The 16,700-nt window shown below is 75.2% G+C and carries 12 protein-coding genes; 7 read left to right on the top strand and 5 right to left on the bottom strand.

Features of this window, described 5'->3' with window-relative positions; all coding sequences use genetic code 11:
- Window positions 1-105 precede the first annotated feature (105 nt).
- The 4 genes from ABD973_RS02030 (at window position 106) to ABD973_RS02015 (ending at window position 5,725) form a co-directional block, all read left to right on the top strand.
- Complete coding sequence (locus ABD973_RS02030; protein WP_125823488.1) at window positions 106-3,672, top strand: S8 family serine peptidase; 3,567 nt, start codon at window positions 106-108, stop codon at window positions 3,670-3,672.
- 124 nt (window positions 3,673-3,796) lie between these two features.
- A complete protein-coding gene (locus tag ABD973_RS02025; RefSeq protein ID WP_345497978.1) occupies window positions 3,797-4,750 on the top strand; it encodes a serine hydrolase domain-containing protein in 954 nt (317 codons plus the stop codon).
- Window positions 4,751-4,787: 37 nt separating this feature from the next.
- The gene (locus ABD973_RS02020) at window positions 4,788-5,486 is read left to right on the top strand and encodes a hypothetical protein (protein WP_125604816.1); all 699 of its coding nucleotides are present in this window, start codon (window positions 4,788-4,790) and stop codon (window positions 5,484-5,486) included.
- Window positions 5,483-5,725 carry a hypothetical protein gene (locus ABD973_RS02015; RefSeq protein WP_125823489.1) on the top strand — a complete coding sequence of 81 codons (243 nt, stop codon included), beginning with the start codon at window positions 5,483-5,485 and terminating at the stop codon, window positions 5,723-5,725. Before ABD973_RS02020 ends, ABD973_RS02015 begins: the two co-directional genes overlap by 4 nt.
- Before the next feature lie 26 nt (window positions 5,726-5,751).
- On the opposite strand, the gene ABD973_RS02010 is transcribed toward ABD973_RS02015, so the two are convergent.
- The gene (locus ABD973_RS02010; RefSeq protein WP_345497976.1) at window positions 5,752-7,149 is read right to left on the bottom strand and encodes a GntT/GntP/DsdX family permease; all 1,398 of its coding nucleotides are present in this window, start codon (window positions 7,147-7,149) and stop codon (window positions 5,752-5,754) included.
- A gap of 11 nt (window positions 7,150-7,160) precedes the next feature.
- Complete coding sequence (locus ABD973_RS02005) at window positions 7,161-7,646, bottom strand: gluconokinase (protein WP_206436681.1); 486 nt, start codon at window positions 7,644-7,646, stop codon at window positions 7,161-7,163.
- Between the two features lie 161 nt (window positions 7,647-7,807).
- Between ABD973_RS02005 and ABD973_RS02000 the strand changes: the two genes are divergently transcribed.
- Window positions 7,808-8,518: a FadR/GntR family transcriptional regulator gene (locus tag ABD973_RS02000; RefSeq protein WP_125604807.1), complete on the top strand. Its 711-nt coding sequence runs from the start codon at window positions 7,808-7,810 to the stop codon at window positions 8,516-8,518.
- Between the two features lie 67 nt (window positions 8,519-8,585).
- Here ABD973_RS02000 and ABD973_RS01995 read toward each other — a convergent pair whose 3' ends face one another.
- A complete protein-coding gene (locus ABD973_RS01995) occupies window positions 8,586-10,466 on the bottom strand; it encodes an ABC transporter ATP-binding protein (protein ID WP_125823492.1) in 1,881 nt (626 codons plus the stop codon).
- Window positions 10,467-10,606: 140 nt separating this feature from the next.
- On the opposite strand from ABD973_RS01995, the gene ABD973_RS01990 reads away from it, so the two are divergent.
- A complete protein-coding gene (locus tag ABD973_RS01990) occupies window positions 10,607-12,631 on the top strand; it encodes an AMP-binding protein (protein ID WP_125823493.1) in 2,025 nt (674 codons plus the stop codon).
- A gap of 432 nt (window positions 12,632-13,063) precedes the next feature.
- Here the strand turns inward: ABD973_RS01990 and ABD973_RS01985 are convergent, their stop codons facing one another.
- The gene (locus ABD973_RS01985; RefSeq protein WP_125823494.1) at window positions 13,064-14,854 is read right to left on the bottom strand and encodes a GNAT family N-acetyltransferase; all 1,791 of its coding nucleotides are present in this window, start codon (window positions 14,852-14,854) and stop codon (window positions 13,064-13,066) included.
- A gap of 116 nt (window positions 14,855-14,970) precedes the next feature.
- Between ABD973_RS01985 and ABD973_RS01980 the strand changes: the two genes are divergently transcribed.
- On the top strand, window positions 14,971-15,393 hold the full coding sequence (locus ABD973_RS01980) for a DUF350 domain-containing protein (protein WP_125819052.1): 423 nt from the start codon (window positions 14,971-14,973) through the stop codon (window positions 15,391-15,393).
- 88 nt (window positions 15,394-15,481) lie between these two features.
- On the opposite strand, the gene ABD973_RS01975 is transcribed toward ABD973_RS01980, so the two are convergent.
- The gene (locus ABD973_RS01975) at window positions 15,482-16,693 is read right to left on the bottom strand and encodes a pyridoxal phosphate-dependent aminotransferase (protein WP_345497966.1); all 1,212 of its coding nucleotides are present in this window, start codon (window positions 16,691-16,693) and stop codon (window positions 15,482-15,484) included.
- Between the last annotated feature and the right edge of the window lie 7 nt (window positions 16,694-16,700).

Below are 16,700 nucleotides of genomic sequence, written 5' to 3'. Positions count from 1 at the left end.
CGCGCACTTCCCGCACGGCCTTCCCACACGCTTTGCGCGATCCGCGCGACCCGCACGCTCCGGACGATCTGCACGCGCCGCACACGGCGCGAGAGGAGACGACACGTGCCACCACGCACCCGACGACGTTCCTTACGCACGGCGCTCGCCGCTCTGGGCGCGGCCCTGCTCCTCCCGGTCGGCGCGGGCGTCGCCGCCGCGGCCCCGGAGCCCGGCCCCGCGCCCACCGCGGCCGAGCGCAAGCTCGAGCCCGCCCTGCGCACCCAGTTCGACGGTTCCGAGAAGGCGGTCTTCTGGGTCTACCTCGACAGCGCCGCCGACCTGACCGCCGCGGGCAGGCAGCAGACCCGCGCCGCCAAGGCCGAAACGGTTCTGCGCACCAAGCGGGAGCACGCCTCGCGCACCCAGGCCGAGGTGCGCAAGGCCCTCGACGCGGCCGGGGCGGAGTACACCTCGTACTGGATCGTCAACGCCGTCCGCGTCGTCGGCAGCCGCAAACTCGCCGGGACCCTCGCCGAGCGCCCCGAGGTCGCCCGCATCGACGCCGACGACAAGGTCAGCCTCCCCGCACCCGCCGAGGGCACCCGGGAGAAGACCGCCGCCGACGCCGTCGAATGGAACGTCGACCGGATCAAGGCCCCCCAGGTCTGGGAGCAGCTCGGCGTACGCGGCGAGGGCATCGTCGTCGCCAACATCGACAGCGGCGTCGACCACACCCACCCCGCCGTCAGCCGCCAGTACCGCGGCAGGAACGCGGACGGCACCTACGACCACGACTACAACTGGTTCGACCCGGCCGGCGTTTGCGCCGGCGCCGCGCCCTGCGACAACAACGACCACGGCACCCACACCATGGGCACGATGGTCGGCGACGACGGCGGGGCCAACAAGATCGGCGTCGCGCCCGGCGCCAAGTGGATCGCCGCGAAGGGCTGCGAGACGAACTCCTGCTCCGAGGCCTCCCTGCTCGCCTCCGGACAGTGGATCGTCGCCCCCACCGACCTGCACGGCCAGAACCCGCGCCCCGACCTCGCCCCGCACGTCGTCAACAACTCCTGGGGCAGCGCCGCGCACGACGACTGGTACCAGCAGGTCGTGGACGCCTGGCGCGCCGCCGGGATCTTCCCCGCCTTCTCCAACGGCAACTCCGGCCCCGGCTGCGGCACCAGCGGCTCGCCCGGCGACTACGCCCGCTCCTACAGCTCCGGAGCCTTCGGCAGCGACGGCGCCATCGCCTCCTTCTCCTCCCGGGGCGCGGGCCCCGGCGGCATCGTCAAGCCGAACATCGCCGCCCCCGGCGTGAACGTCCGCTCCTCCGTCCCCGGCGGCGAGTACGCCTCCTTCTCCGGCACCTCCATGGCCTCCCCGCACACCGCCGCCACGGTGGCCCTGCTGTGGTCGGCCGCGCCCTCCCTCGCCGGTGACGTGGCGCAGACGGAAGCCCTCCTGGACGGCACCGCCCAGGACACGGACAACGGGCAGTGCGGCGGCACCGCCGCCGACAACAACGTCTTCGGCGAGGGCCGGCTCGACGCCCTGGCAGCGGTGAACTCCGCCCCGCGCGGCGCGGTCGGCGCCCTCGCCGGCACCGTCCGCGACGACGCCGGCGCACCCGTCGCGGGCGCCAGGGTCACCGCGCACGGCCCGATCGACCGGACCGCGACCACCGCCGCCGACGGCACCTACCGCTTCGCCGTCCTGTCCGCCGGCGCGTACGAGGTCACCGCCTCGAAGTTCGGCTACGGCCCACGCGGCACGACCGCGGCCGTCACCGAACAGGCCACCGCCACCGCCGACCTCACCCTGCCCCGGGCGGCCAGCGCCAGGCTCACCGGCACCGTCACCTCGCCCGCCGGGCCCGCCGCCGGCGCGGCCGTCACCATCGCGGACACCCCCGTCACCGCCACCACCGACGCCCAGGGACGCTTCGAGGTCACCCTGCCGCACGGCACCTACGACGTGACCGCCACCCACCCCGCCCGCTGCCTCACCGCCGGTACGGCCAAGGCCACCGTCAGCGCGGACACCACCGTCACCGTCGCCCTCCCCGAGCGCACCGACGGCTACGGCTACGCCTGCGCCGCGGACGGCGGCCGCCCGTACTCCGCCGGCGACCGGCGCCTCGCCCTGACCGGCGACAACACCACCGAGCGCGTCGACCTGCCCTTCCCGCTGCCGCTGTACGGGAAGACGTACGCGCAGGCCTGGATCGGCACCAACGGCACGGTCAGCCTCGGCGGCAACCACACCGGCGACGTCAACGCGGACATCCCGAGCGCGGCCACCCCCAACGCGGCCCTCTACCCCTTCTGGGACGACCTCGTCGTCGGCGCCGCCGACAGCGGCTCGGGCGTCTTCACCGCCGTCACCGGCACCGCCCCGCACCGCAGTTACGTGATCGAGTGGCGCAAGGTCGCCCACTGGTCCGCGCAGGCCGACGCCTTCTCCTTCTCGGCGTCCATCGGCGAGGACGGCAACGTCACCTACTCCTACAAGGGGACCGGGGGAACCGGCCTCAAGGGCGGCTCCTCCGCCACCGTCGGGGTGGAGAACGCGGCCGGCACCGACGCCTTCAAGTACTCCTTCAACACCCCCGCCCTCACCGACGGCCTCTCCATCGCCTTCCGCACCACGCGCAGCGGGGTCGTCACCGGCCGGGTGCTCGACGCCAACGACGGGGGCGGCGTCCCCGGCGCCACCGTGACCGTCGGCAGCGGCGACTCGGCCGTCTCCGCCACCACCGCCGCCGACGGCGGATACGTCGTCCAGAGCCCCTCGGGCGCCCGTACGGTCACCCTGGCCGCACCCTCCTACGAGACCGCCACCACCACCGCCGACGTCAAGCCGGCCGACGTCACCGCCGTCAGCCAGTCGCTGCGCACGGGCCGGGTCACCGCCGCCGCACCGGCCGTGGAACTGGTCCTGCCGGCCGACCAGCGGCGCACCCGCACCCTGGAACTCGCCAACTCCGGCCTCACCACCGCCTACGCGGTCGCCGAGGACGCGCCGTGGCTGACGGTGACCCCGGCGGAGGGCAACCTCCCGACCGGCGGCAAGGCCCCGCTCACGCTGACGGCGGACACCGCCGGGCTGGCCCCGGGCACGGTGCTGAGCACCGGACTGCGGATCACCTCGGCCAGCGGCCGCACCCCCGTCCTCACCGTTCCCGTCAAGATCGTCGTACCGCGCTACCAGACCGCCGTGGACGCCGGCTCCGACCGGGCCGGCACGGACGCGGCGGGCGACGCCTGGTCCCCGGACCGCAAGTACACCGCCGGCTCGTACGGCTACCAGGGCAGCTCCTCCGTCCACTCCACCGCCCGCACCATCACCGGCACCGACGAGCAGCGGCTCTTCCGCAGCGCCCGCGAGGGCATGTACGAGTACCGCTTCGACAACGTCCCGAACGGCACCTACACCGTGGAGCTGGGCTTCGCCGAGCTCTCCACCACCCGGCCCGACAAGCGCGTCTTCGACGTCCTCGCCGAGGGGACCCAGATCCTGCCCTCGCTGGACATCTCCCTGGAGGCGGGCACCTACACCGCCCTGACCAGGACCTACACGGTCAAGGTCACCGACGGGGTGCTCAACCTCCGCTTCGTCACCCACAGCGGCTTCGGCAAGCCCCTGGTCAACACCATCCGGGTCACCGACCGCCCCGACAAGGACTAGCGCGTCCCGGTCCCGGCCCCGCCGCCGCCCGCCGCCCGGCAATCGGGTGGCGGGCGGCGGCTCGCCGGGACGTCCCGGCCGGCGTGCCCGGACCGCCCGGTGGGGCGACGTAGCGTGGAGGACCATGACGCCGCAGATCGAGGCACTCGAACGGGCCGCGGGCCCGGCCGCGCTCTGGGCGGTGGGATCGGCCGACGCCGTCCACGCCGCCCGCCCCGGCATCCCCGACGCAGACGCCGGAAACACCGGCAGCCCAGGAAGCACCGGAGACGCCGGCAACGCAGGAAGCACCGGAGACAGCGGAGACGCCGGAGACACCGGAAGCACCCGAGACTGGGACGCCCCGCTGGACGCCGGGGCCCTGACCCCGCTGCTCGCCCTCTGGCCCGTCATCGGCGGTCTCGTCGCCCGGGGCGAGCTGACCCTGCACACCCCCCTCACCGCCTACGGGGAGGCCGCCGCGGCGGGGCTGCCCGGCGGCACCACCACCCACCACCTGCTCACCCGGTGCGACGGCCCCGCTCCCCTCGACGCCCTCACCCGCCTCGCCGAACACCTCGCCGGCACCCCGCTGGCCGACTGCGCCCGTACCCGGGTCTGGGGACCCCTCGGCATGACCCGCACCGGCTTCGCCGGCGCCACACTGCGCACCAGCCCGGCCGACCTGGCCCGCTTCCTGCGCCACCTGCTCTGCACCGACGACACCCCCACCGCCCCCACCGCCCCCACCGCCCCCACCACCGCCACCCCCGGCCCCGCGGCCCCCGCGGGCGCCGGCGCCGACGACGCCGAACGGCCCGTCAGCCGCGCCTGGACCGCCGAGTCGCTGCGGATCCGCACCGGCGAACTCACCCCCTCGCGCGGCCTGCTCTGGCACCCCGCGCCCGCCGGGGTCTGGACCCACCACCCCCCGTCCGGCTCCGGCCCGGCCGTGTGGATCTCGCCCCGCCAGAACCGCTGGGCCCTGCTCGTCCCGGGCCCCGGGAGCGACGGCTCCGGCCCGCCCCGCGCGGCGTTCCGCGAGGCCGCGTTCGGGCCCGCTCCCGCGCGCGCCGGCCGCGGCGCGGACGTACGGTGATGCCGAAGTCACCGCCCGCAGCCCCCGCGAGGAAGCCATGTCCGACGCCGCGACCGCCCTGGCCACCGACCCGGACGCCGACACGCTCGACGCCCTGTGCCGTGACCTGGCCGAGGCCGCCGACGCCGTCGGCGAGGCCGCCCGGTACGCCTCCGGACTCGCCCTCGGACCCCGCCTGACGACAGGGGCGCTCGTGGGCCGCGGCGGCAGCCGCCGCCGGGCCTGGCGCACCCTGCTGCGCACCCTCACCGACCCGGCCGGTCTCGGCTGGGCCCCGCGCGGACGGGGCCTGGCCCGGGCCGGCTGGCTCGCCGGGATCCTGGGCGGCCGCGAGAGCCTCGCCGTCAGTACCGCCGTCTGCGGGCTCAAGGGCCGGATCCGCGGGGCGACCGCGGGCCGCCCCGAACTGCTGGCCGACCCGGACTGCGCCGGCCTGCTGCGGGCGGTCGCCGAGGACCGGCAGGCCGACGCGGCCCGCGCCTTCCGCACCCTGCTGCGCGAACGGGGCGCCCCGCGGGCCTTCGCCCTGCTGAGCCCGGCGTTCGCGGACGTGCTGGCCTGGCACGCCCTGACCGACGAGAACCCCTTCAACGACCACGCGGGCTGGCAGGTGGCCACCGGCCGGGCCGTCACCGCCGAACCACTGCTGGGCCTCGGCGCCGCCCTGCGGGCCTTCTGCGCCCGCAGTCCCGGCCCGGCGGCGCCCGCGCCCTCGAACCGCCGGAGGAGCCCGTGAACGACTGCCACCTGACGAGCCGTCCCGCGCCGGCGGACGGCCTGCGCACCCACTCCGCCGCCCTGCGCTCGCACGCGCGGCGGCTGCGGGCGGGCGCGGCCGCCCTGGAGTGGCGCGGCCGGGAGGCCGACGCGTACCGCGCCGAGGTCACCGCCCTCGCCGACCGCTGCGCCCGCGCCGCCGCGGGCCTCGCCCTGGCGGCGGCGCAGCTGGAGGGGCCGCACGTCCGGCGGCGGTGACCCCCGCGGCGACGTCCGGCCGCGGGTCACAGGAGCAGCGACAGCAGCAGCACGAAGCCCAGGCCGCAGACCGAGATGACGGTCTCCATCACCGACCACGTCTTGAGGGTCTGTCCGACGCTCATCCCGAAGTACTCCTTGACCAGCCAGAACCCGGCGTCGTTGACGTGGCTGAAGAACAGCGAGCCCGAGCCGATCGCCAGGACCAGCAGCGCCGTCTCCGTGGTGGACATGCCCGCCGCGAGCGGCGCCACCAGCCCGGCCGCCGAGATGGTGGCGACCGTCGCCGAGCCCGTCGCCAGCCGGATGGCGACCGCGATCAGCCAGGCCAGCAGCAGGGCCGGAACGGACCAGTCCTTCGAGACGTCGAGGATCATCTGGCCCACGCCGGCGTCGATCAGCGTCTGCTTGAAGCCGCCGCCCGCGCCCACGATCAGCAGGATCCCGGCGATCGGCGCGAGGGACTTGTCCACCGTGGACGACAGCCGCTCCCGGCTGAACCCGGCGGCCCGGCCGAGGGTGAACATCGCGACCAGGACGGCGGCGAGCAGGGCGATCAGCGGGGATCCGACGACGTCGGCGACCTTCTGCACGGGGGCGGCCGGGTCGTCGACAACGATGTCGACCAGCGCCTTGACCAGCATCAGCGCCACCGGCAGCAGCACCGTGAAGACCGTCGCCCCGAACCGGGGGCGGTGCGCGGCCTCCACCGGCGGGCGCTCGGGGGCCAGGGGCTCCGGTGCCGGGATGTCCACCCAGCGTGCCGCGTACCGGGAGAAGAGCGGTCCGGCGATGACCACCGTGGGGATCGCGACGAGCACCCCGAGGGCGAGGGTGACGCCCAGGTTCGCGTGCAGCGCGTCGACGGCGACCAGCGGGCCGGGGTGCGGCGGGATCAGCCCGTGCATGACCGACAGGCCGGCCAGCGCGGGCACGCCTATCCGCATCAGGGAGTAGCCGCCGCGCCGGGCGACCAGCAGCACCACCGGGATCAGCAGCACGATGCCGACCTCGAAGAAGAGCGGCAGCCCGATCACCGAGGCGATCAGCACCATCGCCCAGGGCATGGCCCGGCCCCGCGCCCGGGCCAGGATGGTGTCCACGATCTCGTCCGCGCCGCCCGAGTCGGCCAGCAGCCTGCCGAGGACCGCGCCGAGCGCGATGAGCACGCCGACCCCCGCGACCGTGGCGCCGAGGCCGGCGGTGAAGCTGGCGATCGTCTTGTTCAGCGGGGCGCCCGCGAAGGACCCGAGGGCCAGCGAACCGACCGTCAGGGCCAGGAAGGCGTGCATCTTGAGGCGGGTGATGAGCAGGACGATGACGGCGATGCCCGCGAGGACGGCGACGCCCAGCTGCGCGTCGCCGGCCGAGGTGATGGGGCCGGGGGCGGCCGCTGCCAGAGTCTCGACGCTGAGACCGGTCACGGTGGGGTTCCTCAACTCTCGGACGTGCGGAGGGCGGCCAGCGCCCGTTCGGTGATCTCTTCGGGCGTGCCGGCGACGTCGACGGCGAACCCGCGCTCGTCCGCCCGGAGCGGTTCGAGCACGGCGAACTGGGAGTCCAGCAGGGAGGCGGGCATGAAGTGGCCCTTGCGGTCCGCCATCCGCCGCTCGATGAGCGGCCGGTCCCCGGTGAGGTGAACGAACACGACGTCCGAAGCGGCCGCGCGCAGCCGCTCGCGGTAGGAGTGCTTGAGGGCGGAGGCGGCGACCACACCGCCGCCCGTGCCGGCCCGGTCGCGGATCCACGAGCCGATCGCGTCCAGCCAGGGCCGGCGGTCGGCGTCGTCCAGCGGGACGCCGGCCGACATCTTGGCCACGTTGGCCGCCGGATGGAAGGCGTCGCCCTCGGCGTACGGGAGGCCGAGCGCCTCCGCGATCAGCCGCCCGACGGTCGTCTTGCCGGTTCCGGCGACGCCCATCACCACAATGACGCGCTGGGAGCTCACGTCGTACCTCGCTGTCCTCGGTGGTCCTCGTTGCTGGGAGCACCACTGAAGCCTATTAAGTAGTACTTATTCAAGGTCCGGGTGGTAAAACATCACACCTTTTGGCGCCCCGGCCGTCACCGTACGCTTACGCCATGACCACCGAAGGCAGTCCGGGCCAAGGACTCCACTCCCAGGTGCTGGACACCCTCGGCCTCGCGATCACGGCGGGGGAGTACCCGCCCGGCAGCGTCCTGCGCACCGACGAGATCGCCGGGCGCTTCGACGCCTCCCGCACCGTCGTCCGCGAAGTGGTCCGCGTCCTGGAGTCGATGCAGCTCGTCGAATCCCGCCGCCGGGTCGGGGTCACCGTCCGCCCCGCCGAGCAGTGGAACGTCTACGACCCGCGCGTCATCCGCTGGCGGCTGGCCGGCCCCGACCGCCCCCGCCAGCTGCGCTCCCTGACCGTGCTGCGCTCTGCCGTCGAACCCGTCGCCGCCGGGCTGGCCGCCACCCGCGCCACCCCCGAGCAGTGCGCGCGGCTCACCGAGGCGGCCCTCGGCATGGTCCGCACCTCCCGCGGCCACCAGCTGGAGGGCTACCTCCGCCACGACGTGGCCTTCCACCGGACGGTCCTCGACGCCTCCGGCAACGAGATGTTCGCCCGGCTCGGCGACGTCGTCGCCGAGGTCCTCACCGGCCGCACCCAGCACGACGTGATGTTCCACGACCCCGACCCGGCCGCCGTCACCCTGCACGTACGGGTCGCCGAAGCCGTCCGCGAGGGCGACGCGGCCGCCGCCGAGGCGCTGACCCGCCGGATCGCCCTCGGCGCCCTGGAGGAACTCGACGTGCTCGCCCCCTGAGATACGGCCCCCGCGAACCGGCCCCGCCCCGGATCCGCCCGGCCGTACGAGCCGGCCCCCCGGCCGCCTACCCGGCGGCGGGCGCCCCGCGCGTGGCGAACTGGGTCCGGTACAGCTCGGCGTACCGGCCGTCCGCCGCCAGCAGCTCCGGGTGCGTACCGCGTTCGACGATCCGGCCGTCCTCCACCACGAGGATCAGGTCGGCGGCCTGCACCGTGGACAGCCGGTGCGCGATCACCACCGCCGTACGGCCCGACAGGGCCTCGGCCAGCGCCTCCTGCACGGCCGCCTCCGAGGTGGAGTCCAGGTGGGCGGTGGCCTCGTCGAGGATCACCACCCGCTGACGGGCCAGCAGCAGCCGGGCGATGGTCAGCCGTTGGCGCTCCCCGCCCGACAGCCGGTAGCCGCGCTCGCCGACAACGGTGTCCAGGCCGTCCGGGAGGGCGGCGACCAGGGTGTCCAGGCGGGATCGGCGCAGGGCCTCCCACAGCTCGTCCTCGCCCGCCCCGGGCCGGGCCAGCAGCAGGTTGGCCCGTACCGACTCGTGGAAGAGGTGGCCGTCCTGGGTGACCATGCCGAGCGTGTCGCGGATCGAGTCCGCGGTGAGGTCCCGTACGTCGACGCCGCCCAGGCGGACCGCGCCGGCGTCCGCGTCGTACAGCCGGGGCAGCAGCTGGGCGATGGTCGACTTGCCGGCGCCCGAGGAGCCGACGAGGGCGATCATCTGGCCGGGCTCCGCGCGGAAGGACACGTCGTGGAGGACCCGGGTGCCGCCCCGGGCGTCGAGCACGGCCACCTCCTCCAGGGAGGCGAGGGAGACCTTGTCGGGGGAGGGGTAGCCGAAGAAGACCCGGTCGAACTCCACCGACACCGGCCCGTCGGGCACCCGGACGGCGTCCGGCTTCTGGGCGATCAGCGGCTCCAGGTCGAGGATCTCGAAGACCCGCTCGAAGCTGACCATGGCGCTCATCACCTCGACCCGGGCCCCGGCGAGCGCCGTCAGCGGGGCGTACAGCCGGGTCAGCAGCAGAGCGAGGGCCACCACGGAGCCGGCCTCCAGGGTGCCGCGCAGCGCGAAGTACCCGCCCAGCCCGTACACCAGGGCCAGGGCCAGCGCGGAGACCAGGGTCAGGGCGGTGATGAAGGCCGACTGGGCCATCGCCGTACGGATCCCGATGTCGCGGACGCGGGCCGCGCGTGCCGCGAACTCGGCGGACTCGTCCGAGGGCCGCCCGAACAGCTTCACCAGGGTCGCGCCCGGCGCGGAGAACCGTTCCGTCATCTGCGTGCCCATCGCCGCGTTCAACGCCGACGCCTCCCGCTGCATCCCGGCCATCCGGGCGCCCATCCGCCGGGCCGGCAGCACGAACACCGGCAGCAGCACCAGCGCCAGCAGGGTGATCTGCCAGGAGATGGTGAGCATCACGCCCAGCGTCAGCAGCAGCGTCACGATGTTGGAGACCACCCCGGAGAGGGTGTTGCTGAAGGCCCGCTGCGCGCCGATCACGTCGTTGTTGAGCCGGCTGACCAGCGCCCCCGTCCGGGTCCGGGTGAAGAAGGCCACCGGCATCCGCTGGACGTGGTCGAAGACCGCCCGGCGCAGGTCCAGGATCAGCCCCTCGCCGAGGGTGGCCGACAGCTTGCGCGTCATCAGGCCCAGCCCCGCCTCGGCCACCGCGATCACCGCGATGAGCAGCGCCGGCCGGACCACGTCCCCCTCGGCCCCGTGCCCGACGATGGTGTCCACGATCCGGCTGGCCAGCAGGGGAGTGGCCACCGCCAGCAGCGCGCCCACCACGCTCAGCACCAGGAAGAGGGTCAGCCCGCGCCGGTGCGGGCGGGCGAAGGCGGCGATCCGGCGCAGGCTCGCCCGGGAGAGCGGGCGGCGGTCCTGCTGGGCGTTGATCGCGCTGTGCAGCGAATGCCAGGCGGTGACTTCCATGTCCATGGCCCCCACGCTAGAACCTCAACCGGCCTTCAGGTCAACGGATTGGCCGCCCCTCACTCCGAGGTGTGGTCAACTCACGTTTTGCCAAAGGAACTTCGCCATCACCGAGCCCTGTCGGTGCCCGGTGGCATCATCGGGGAATGACGCAGTCACCGCAGTCATCGCAGTCCTCACAGCCGGACCGACCCGCCCGCCAGGGCGCCGACACCGTCCTGCACCGCTTTGACGCATGGGCCCGCCGGACCCCGCAGGCCCCCGCGCTCATCACCGGGGACGAGACCGTCCCGTACGCCGTGCTCGACGCGGAGTCCGGCCGGCTGGCCCGGCAGCTGACCGACGGGGGCCTGCCCGCGAACGGCCTCGTCGCCCTCGCCCTGCCCCGGCAGCGCGAGCTGGTCACGGCCCTGCTCGCCGTGCTCAAGGCCGGCGGGGTCTACGCGGTCCTCGACGTCGCCGACCCGCGCTGCGGGAGGCGGCAACTCGCCGCCCTCGCGCCGGACCTGCTGATCGCCGGCCCCGCCGACGCGGCCCGCCTCGACGCGGGCAAGGAGCTGCGGGTCCTGCGCCCCGGCGAAGGCGCCGCCGGCACCGCCCCGCCGCCCCTGCCCGAGGCCGCCGCCGGCGCGGCCGTGCTGTTCACCGGGGCCGCCACCCCCCGCCCCGTCCCCGTCGGCCACGCACTGCTCCTCGCCGCCTACGAGGGATGGGCCCGCACGGCCCGGCTGGCCCCCGGCGACCGGCACCTGTTCACCGCCGGCCCCGACACCACGCCCTTCGCCGCCGGCTGGACCCGCGCCCTGTGCTCCGGAGGCGCCCTCGTCCTGCCCGAGAGCGCGGCGTGGCTGCCGGGACAGGTGCGGCGGGCCGTCCGGAAGGCCGAGGTCAGCGTGGTCCACACCGACCCGGCCGGTGCCGCGGACCTGCTGCTCGCACAAGCGCCCCCGGCGTCCGACATCGCCCCGTTCCGCCTGGAGCCGGACGCCGAACTCCGGTCGCTGAGGCTGCTCGCCGTCAGTGGCGACCGCCTCTACCTCGACGAACACAGCGCCTTCCAGGACCGGCTGCGCCCCGGCGCCCGCGTCCTCAACGTCTACGCCCTCACCGAGGCCGCCGGCACCGGCGCCTTCTTCGAACTGCCGCAGCTGCCCCGCCCGCTCGACGGGCCCGAGCGGATCTCCCTGCTCGGCACCCCCTTCCCCGGCTGCCGGGTCCGGGTGCTGGACGGCCGGCTCACCGTGGACCCGCCCGCCGGCGGGGAGGCGATAGCCACCGGGGACCTCGGGGTGCTGCGCCCGGACGGGCTCCTGGAGTTCGGAGGCAGGGCCGCGGACCGGATCGAGTCCGAGGACGGCACCCGGATCGACCCCTACCCGCTGGAGTCCGAGATCCGGGCGCACGACGCCGTGGGCAGCGCCCTGGTCACCCGCGTCCCCGTCACCGGGGGCGGGCACCGGCTCGTCGCGTACCTCTCCCCGCCGCCCGGCCTCCCGGCCGAGGTCCTGCCGGACACCGCCCGGCTCAGGGAGCACCTGTCGGGGAAGGTGCCCCCCGGCGCGGTCCCGCGCGCGGTGGTCCGCGTACGCGCCCTGCCCCGCACCCGGGCCGGCCGCGAGGACCGGACCCAGGTCCCGCAGCCCCCGCTGCTGCTGGCCCCCGTCGCCGGGCGCCGGGGCGGCGGCAAGTACGGGGGATCCTCCCGGACGGCGGGAGCGGCCGGGAGCCAGGAGGCGCTGCCGCTCGCCTCCGCCCTGGGCTGCGGCGCCCCGCTGTTCGGCCTCCTCGCGCTGGCGTTCACGGGCGTCATCTGGCCCGGCTCCACCGACCTGACCGGCGTCCCCAACCCGTGGGCCGCGCTCTTCTGGATCCTCTACCTCTGCGAGAGCCTCGCCTTCGGGGCCGGGATGGTGTTCCTCTTCAGCGGCCGCGGACCGATGCTGGCCCAGCGGCGCGGGCGCGGCATCACCACGGCCGCGCACCTGGCGATCGTCTACCTGCTGATCGCCTGGTGGCCGCAGGACAACCTCTACCGGCTGGCGGCCAAGCAGGACTGGCCGCGCCAGGCCGCCCTGGTGTACGCCTTCAACGTCCCGCTGATGATCGCGGCCCTGGTCGTGGCCGTCTACGCGACGCGCAAGCCGGCCAGCCCCTTCGACTTCGACGCCTGACCGCCGCCGGTTTCGGGGGCGGGGGCCGGGTCGGTCGGCCGGGAGCCTGGCCGGGGCCGGGGCCACGAACCGGGAGGGGGCAGGATCAGGGCCGGGGCCTGGAGTCGGGGCGGGGAGCCCGGCCGGGGCCGGGATCAGGGCCGGGAACCGAGAGCCCGGTCGGGACCGGGGTGAGAGCCGGGACCGGGAGCCGGCAGCCAGGTCGGGACCGGGATCGGGGCCGGGGGCCGGGAGCGGAGGGCCGGGATCAGGGCCGGGGGCCGAGAGCCCGGTTGGGGCCGGGAGCCGGGTCGGGGCCGGGATCGGGGCCGGGGGCCGGGAGCCGACAGCCGGATCGGGACCGGGACCGGGGCCGGGAGCCGGGCCGGGGGTTGGGAGTCGGACCGGGGCCGGGAGCCGGGCCGGGGGTTGGGAGTCGGGCCGGGGCCGGGGTCAGGGTCGGGGGTTGGGAGTCGGGCCGGGGGTGGGGCCGAAGGCGGTGCCTGCCGCGCGGGCGCGCTGTCGCACCAGGGTCTCGGCCGCGTCCAGTGCCCGCGCGCCGCGCGCGGCCACCAGCACGCCCACCCACGGTTCCGGGTCGAACGCCCCCGTCGGGATCGCCGGCACGAACACCGCCCCGAGCGCGGCGCAGTCCCGCACCAGGTCCGCGCAGAGCGCCTCCAGCTGCGCGTCGGGCAGCCGCGCCCCCAGCTCCACGCGGTCCGCGATCCGTACGAGGTGTCCCGCGCCCCGCAGTTCGTCCAGCCGGGCCGCCACCATGAAGGCCACCGACGGGCCGGTCAGCCGCAGGTTGGCCTCGGTCGGCGCGAGCCGCCCCGCCGCGTCGGTGACGAAGTCCACGTCGAACCAGCCCCGGTGGCCGGCCGCGGCCAGCTCCCGGCCCACCGCCGCCCCGAACGCCAGCAGCGGCCCCGCGAGTCGGTCGGGCACCACCGAGGGGCCGACCGTTGCGCCGCGGTAGCCGCCGCCGGCCACGTCCATCACCGCCGCGCCGACCTCGTGCGGCCGGCCGTCGCCGTCCACGAACCCGTCGTACGTCAGGTCCCGCGGCAGGTGCGCCTCGCCCGGGCCGTGCACGTACTCCTCCAGAAGCAGCGGCCCGCGCGGCAGCCGACGCAGCACCGCCCGGGCCCCTCCGGCCGCCTTCACCTCCCCGGGCGAGACCACCGTGGTGCCCGAACCGCCGACACCGTGCTCCGATTTGAGAACGGTGCTCTCGCCCGACCGGGCCCGCGCCGCCAGCAGCCGGACGGCCGCCCGCCGGGTGCGGGCCCGCCACTGCGCGGGGAGCGTGATCCCCGGGTGCTTCCCGCCCGCCAGGATCCGCCCGAACAGGGCGTGCGCGGCCGACTTCGACTCGTACCGCAGTCCCTCCGGCCGCCACGGCAGGCCCGCGAGACGGGCGTACGGCCCGGTCAGCCCCCACGGGACGAGGGGCAGCCCGCCCTCCGTCAGCCGCCGGGCGAGCGCCGGCCGGGCCGCCACGGCGTCCGACAGCCCCGGGCCCCGATCCGCGAGCCCGTCGTACACCTCGACCTCCGGGTCCCAGCCCAGCTGCCGGCCGACCAGCGCGACCCAGCCGGGGGACACCGCGCGGGGCAGCACCAGGGCCGCCGGGCGGGGGCTGTAGAAGGCGGCGAGGCAGGCGTAGTCGTGCGCGGCGCGCTGCCCGGCGTCGAGGGAGGCGTCGGCGAACTGCGCGTTGAACTCGGCGACGTTGCCCACGTGCACCGCCGGGACGCCGCCCGTCCAGGCCCGGGCCCACTCCGCGAGCGGAACCGGCGCGGCCTCGAACCGTACGAGCCCCTCCGGGGCGGCGCCGGGGCGCTCCTCGGCGCCCATCTCCCGGTAGAAGCCGGCCGCGTGCGGATCGGCGTCGATCAGCAGCCGGCGCACGCCCAGGGCGGCGGCCCGGCGCAGCACGTCCCGGTACAGCAGCCGGCCGGTGCCGAGCCCGATGGCGGACGGCTCCACGAAGAGCAGCCCCAGCCGGGCGTCCGGCCCGTCCCCGACGTCGTCCAGGGAGGCGAGGCCCAGCAGTTCCCCGCGGGCGTTTTCGGCCACCGCGATCCGCCGGGAGGCCAGCTCCGCCTCCCGTACGCGCAGCTGCGGCGCGCACGCCGCGAGGAAGGCGGCGTCGTAGCCCCAGTGCGCCTTCGACCGCATCACCAGCGCCGTCAGCGCCTCCGCCTCACCGGCCCGCGCGGCCCTGACCTTTGCCATTTCCTGACCTCCCCATGGTCCGGGGCGGGGCCGTGCGATAGATTCGGCCTCCCCACGGCACCGATCCGGCCCGTACCGGGCCATCCTTTCCCACCCACGCGGAGACAGGCTTCTCAATGAGCGACATCGTCAACGGACTTGGCCGTACGAGCGCCTACGGCGCCCTCGGCCTGGTGCTGCTGATCCTCGGCATCGTCCTGGTGGACGTGCTGACGCCCGGGAAGCTCCCCAAGCAGATCTGGGAGGAGCGCAACCGCAACGCGGCCCTCCTGCTCAGCTCGGCCCTCCTGGGCATCGGCGGCATCGTCTTCACCTCGATCTGGACGACCTACGAGGACTTCGGCAAGGGCCTGCTGTCCACCGCCGCCTTCGGCGTGCTGGGCCTGGTCCTGATGGCCGTGGCCTTCCTGGTGCTGGACCTGGTGACCCCGGGCAAGCTCGGTGCCATCGTCGTCGACCCCGAGCCGCACCCCGCCGTGTGGGTCACCGCCTCCTGCAACCTGGCGGTCGCCGCCATCGTGGCCGCCTCGATCGCCTGACCGGCGCCCGGACCGCACGACGAGAGCGCCGCTCCCCACCGGGAGCGGCGCTCTCGTCGTCGCGGCGCGCCGCCGTGTGCCGCCGGGCCTACTGCCGGTACCCGCTCAGGAAACGGCCGATCCGGCTGATCGCCGCGTCCAGGTCGTCGGCGTACGGCAGGGTCAGGATCCGGAAGTGGTCGGGGCGCGGCCAGTTGAAGCCCGTGCCCTGGACGACCTGGATCTTCTCCCGCAGCAGCAGGTCGAGCACGAACCGCTCGTCGTCGTGGATCGGGTGCACCTTGGGGTCGATGCGCGGGAACGCGTACAGCGCGCCCTTCGGCTTCACGCAGGACACGCCGGGGATCTCGTTCAGCTTCTCCCAGGCGCGGTCGCGCTGTTCGCGCAGCCGGCCGCCGGGACCGGTCAGTTCCTTGATGGACTGGCGTCCGCCGAGAGCGGCCTGGATGGCGTACTGCGCGGGGGCGTTGGCGCACAGTCGCATCGAGGCGAGCATGGTCAGCCCCTCCAGGTAGCTGCGCGCGTGCTGCCGGGGGCCGCTCACCACCAGCCAGCCCGACCGGAACCCCGCCACCCGGTACGTCTTGGACAGGCCGCAGAAGGTGAGGACGACCAGGTCGGGGGCGAGGACGGCGGCGCTGTGGTGGACCTCGTCGTCGTACAGGATCTGGTCGTAGATCTCGTCGGCGAAGACCATCAGGCCGTGGCGGCGCGCGAGTTCGAGGATGCCCTCCAGGACCTCCCGGGGGTAGACGGCGCCCGTCGGGTTGTTCGGGTTGATGATGACCACGGCCTTGGTGCGGTCCGTGATCTTGGACGCCATGTCCTCCAGGTCCGGGTACCAGTCGGCGGACTCGTCGCAGACGTAGTGCACGGCCTTGCCGCCCGCGAGGGTGGTGACGGCGGTCCAGAGCGGGAAGTCCGGTGCGGGGATGAGGACCTCGTCCCCGTCCTCGAGCAGCGCCTGGACGGCCATGGAGACCAGTTCGGAGACGCCGTTGCCGAGGAAGACGTCGTCCACCGTCACATCGGTCAGGCCGATGGCCTGGTAGCGCTGGACCACGGCCCGGCGGGCGGAGAGCACGCCGCGCGCGTCGGTGTAGCCGTGGGCCCGGGGGAGCATCCGGATCATGTCCTGGACGATCTCCTCCGGGGCCTCGAAGCCGAAGGCCGCCGGATTGCCGGTGTTCAGGCGCAGCACGCTGTGGCCCGCCTCCTCCAGCGCGTTGGCGTGTTCGATCACCGGGCCCCGGATCTCGTAGCAGACCTCGCTGAGCTTGCTCGACTGCCGGAACTCCATGCCGTGC

The sequence above is a fragment of the Streptomyces racemochromogenes genome (genome assembly GCF_039535215.1).
Lineage (GTDB): Bacteria > Actinomycetota > Actinomycetes > Streptomycetales > Streptomycetaceae > Streptomyces > Streptomyces racemochromogenes.
Note: the sequence above shows the minus strand (reverse complement) of the source record. Positions and strands in the feature narration are given on the sequence as shown.

What these genes read in the sequence shown, in the direction of transcription:
- ABD973_RS02025 (WP_345497978.1), top strand. Translation starts at nt 3,797, where the DNA reads ATGACGCCGCAGATCGAGGCACTCGAACGGGCCGCGGGCCCGGCCGCG.
- ABD973_RS02020 (WP_125604816.1), top strand. Translation starts at nt 4,788, where the DNA reads ATGTCCGACGCCGCGACCGCCCTGGCCACCGACCCGGACGCCGACACG.
- ABD973_RS02005 (WP_206436681.1), bottom strand. Translation starts at nt 7,646, where the DNA reads ATGGGCGTCGCCGGAACCGGCAAGACGACCGTCGGGCGGCTGATCGCG.
- ABD973_RS02000 (WP_125604807.1), top strand. Translation starts at nt 7,808, where the DNA reads ATGACCACCGAAGGCAGTCCGGGCCAAGGACTCCACTCCCAGGTGCTG.
- ABD973_RS01995 (WP_125823492.1), bottom strand. Translation starts at nt 10,466, where the DNA reads ATGGACATGGAAGTCACCGCCTGGCATTCGCTGCACAGCGCGATCAAC.
- ABD973_RS01990 (WP_125823493.1), top strand. Translation starts at nt 10,607, where the DNA reads ATGACGCAGTCACCGCAGTCATCGCAGTCCTCACAGCCGGACCGACCC.
- ABD973_RS01985 (WP_125823494.1), bottom strand. Translation starts at nt 14,854, where the DNA reads ATGGCAAAGGTCAGGGCCGCGCGGGCCGGTGAGGCGGAGGCGCTGACG.
- ABD973_RS01980 (WP_125819052.1), top strand. Translation starts at nt 14,971, where the DNA reads ATGAGCGACATCGTCAACGGACTTGGCCGTACGAGCGCCTACGGCGCC.
- ABD973_RS01975 (WP_345497966.1), bottom strand. Translation starts at nt 16,693, where the DNA reads ATGGAGTTCCGGCAGTCGAGCAAGCTCAGCGAGGTCTGCTACGAGATC.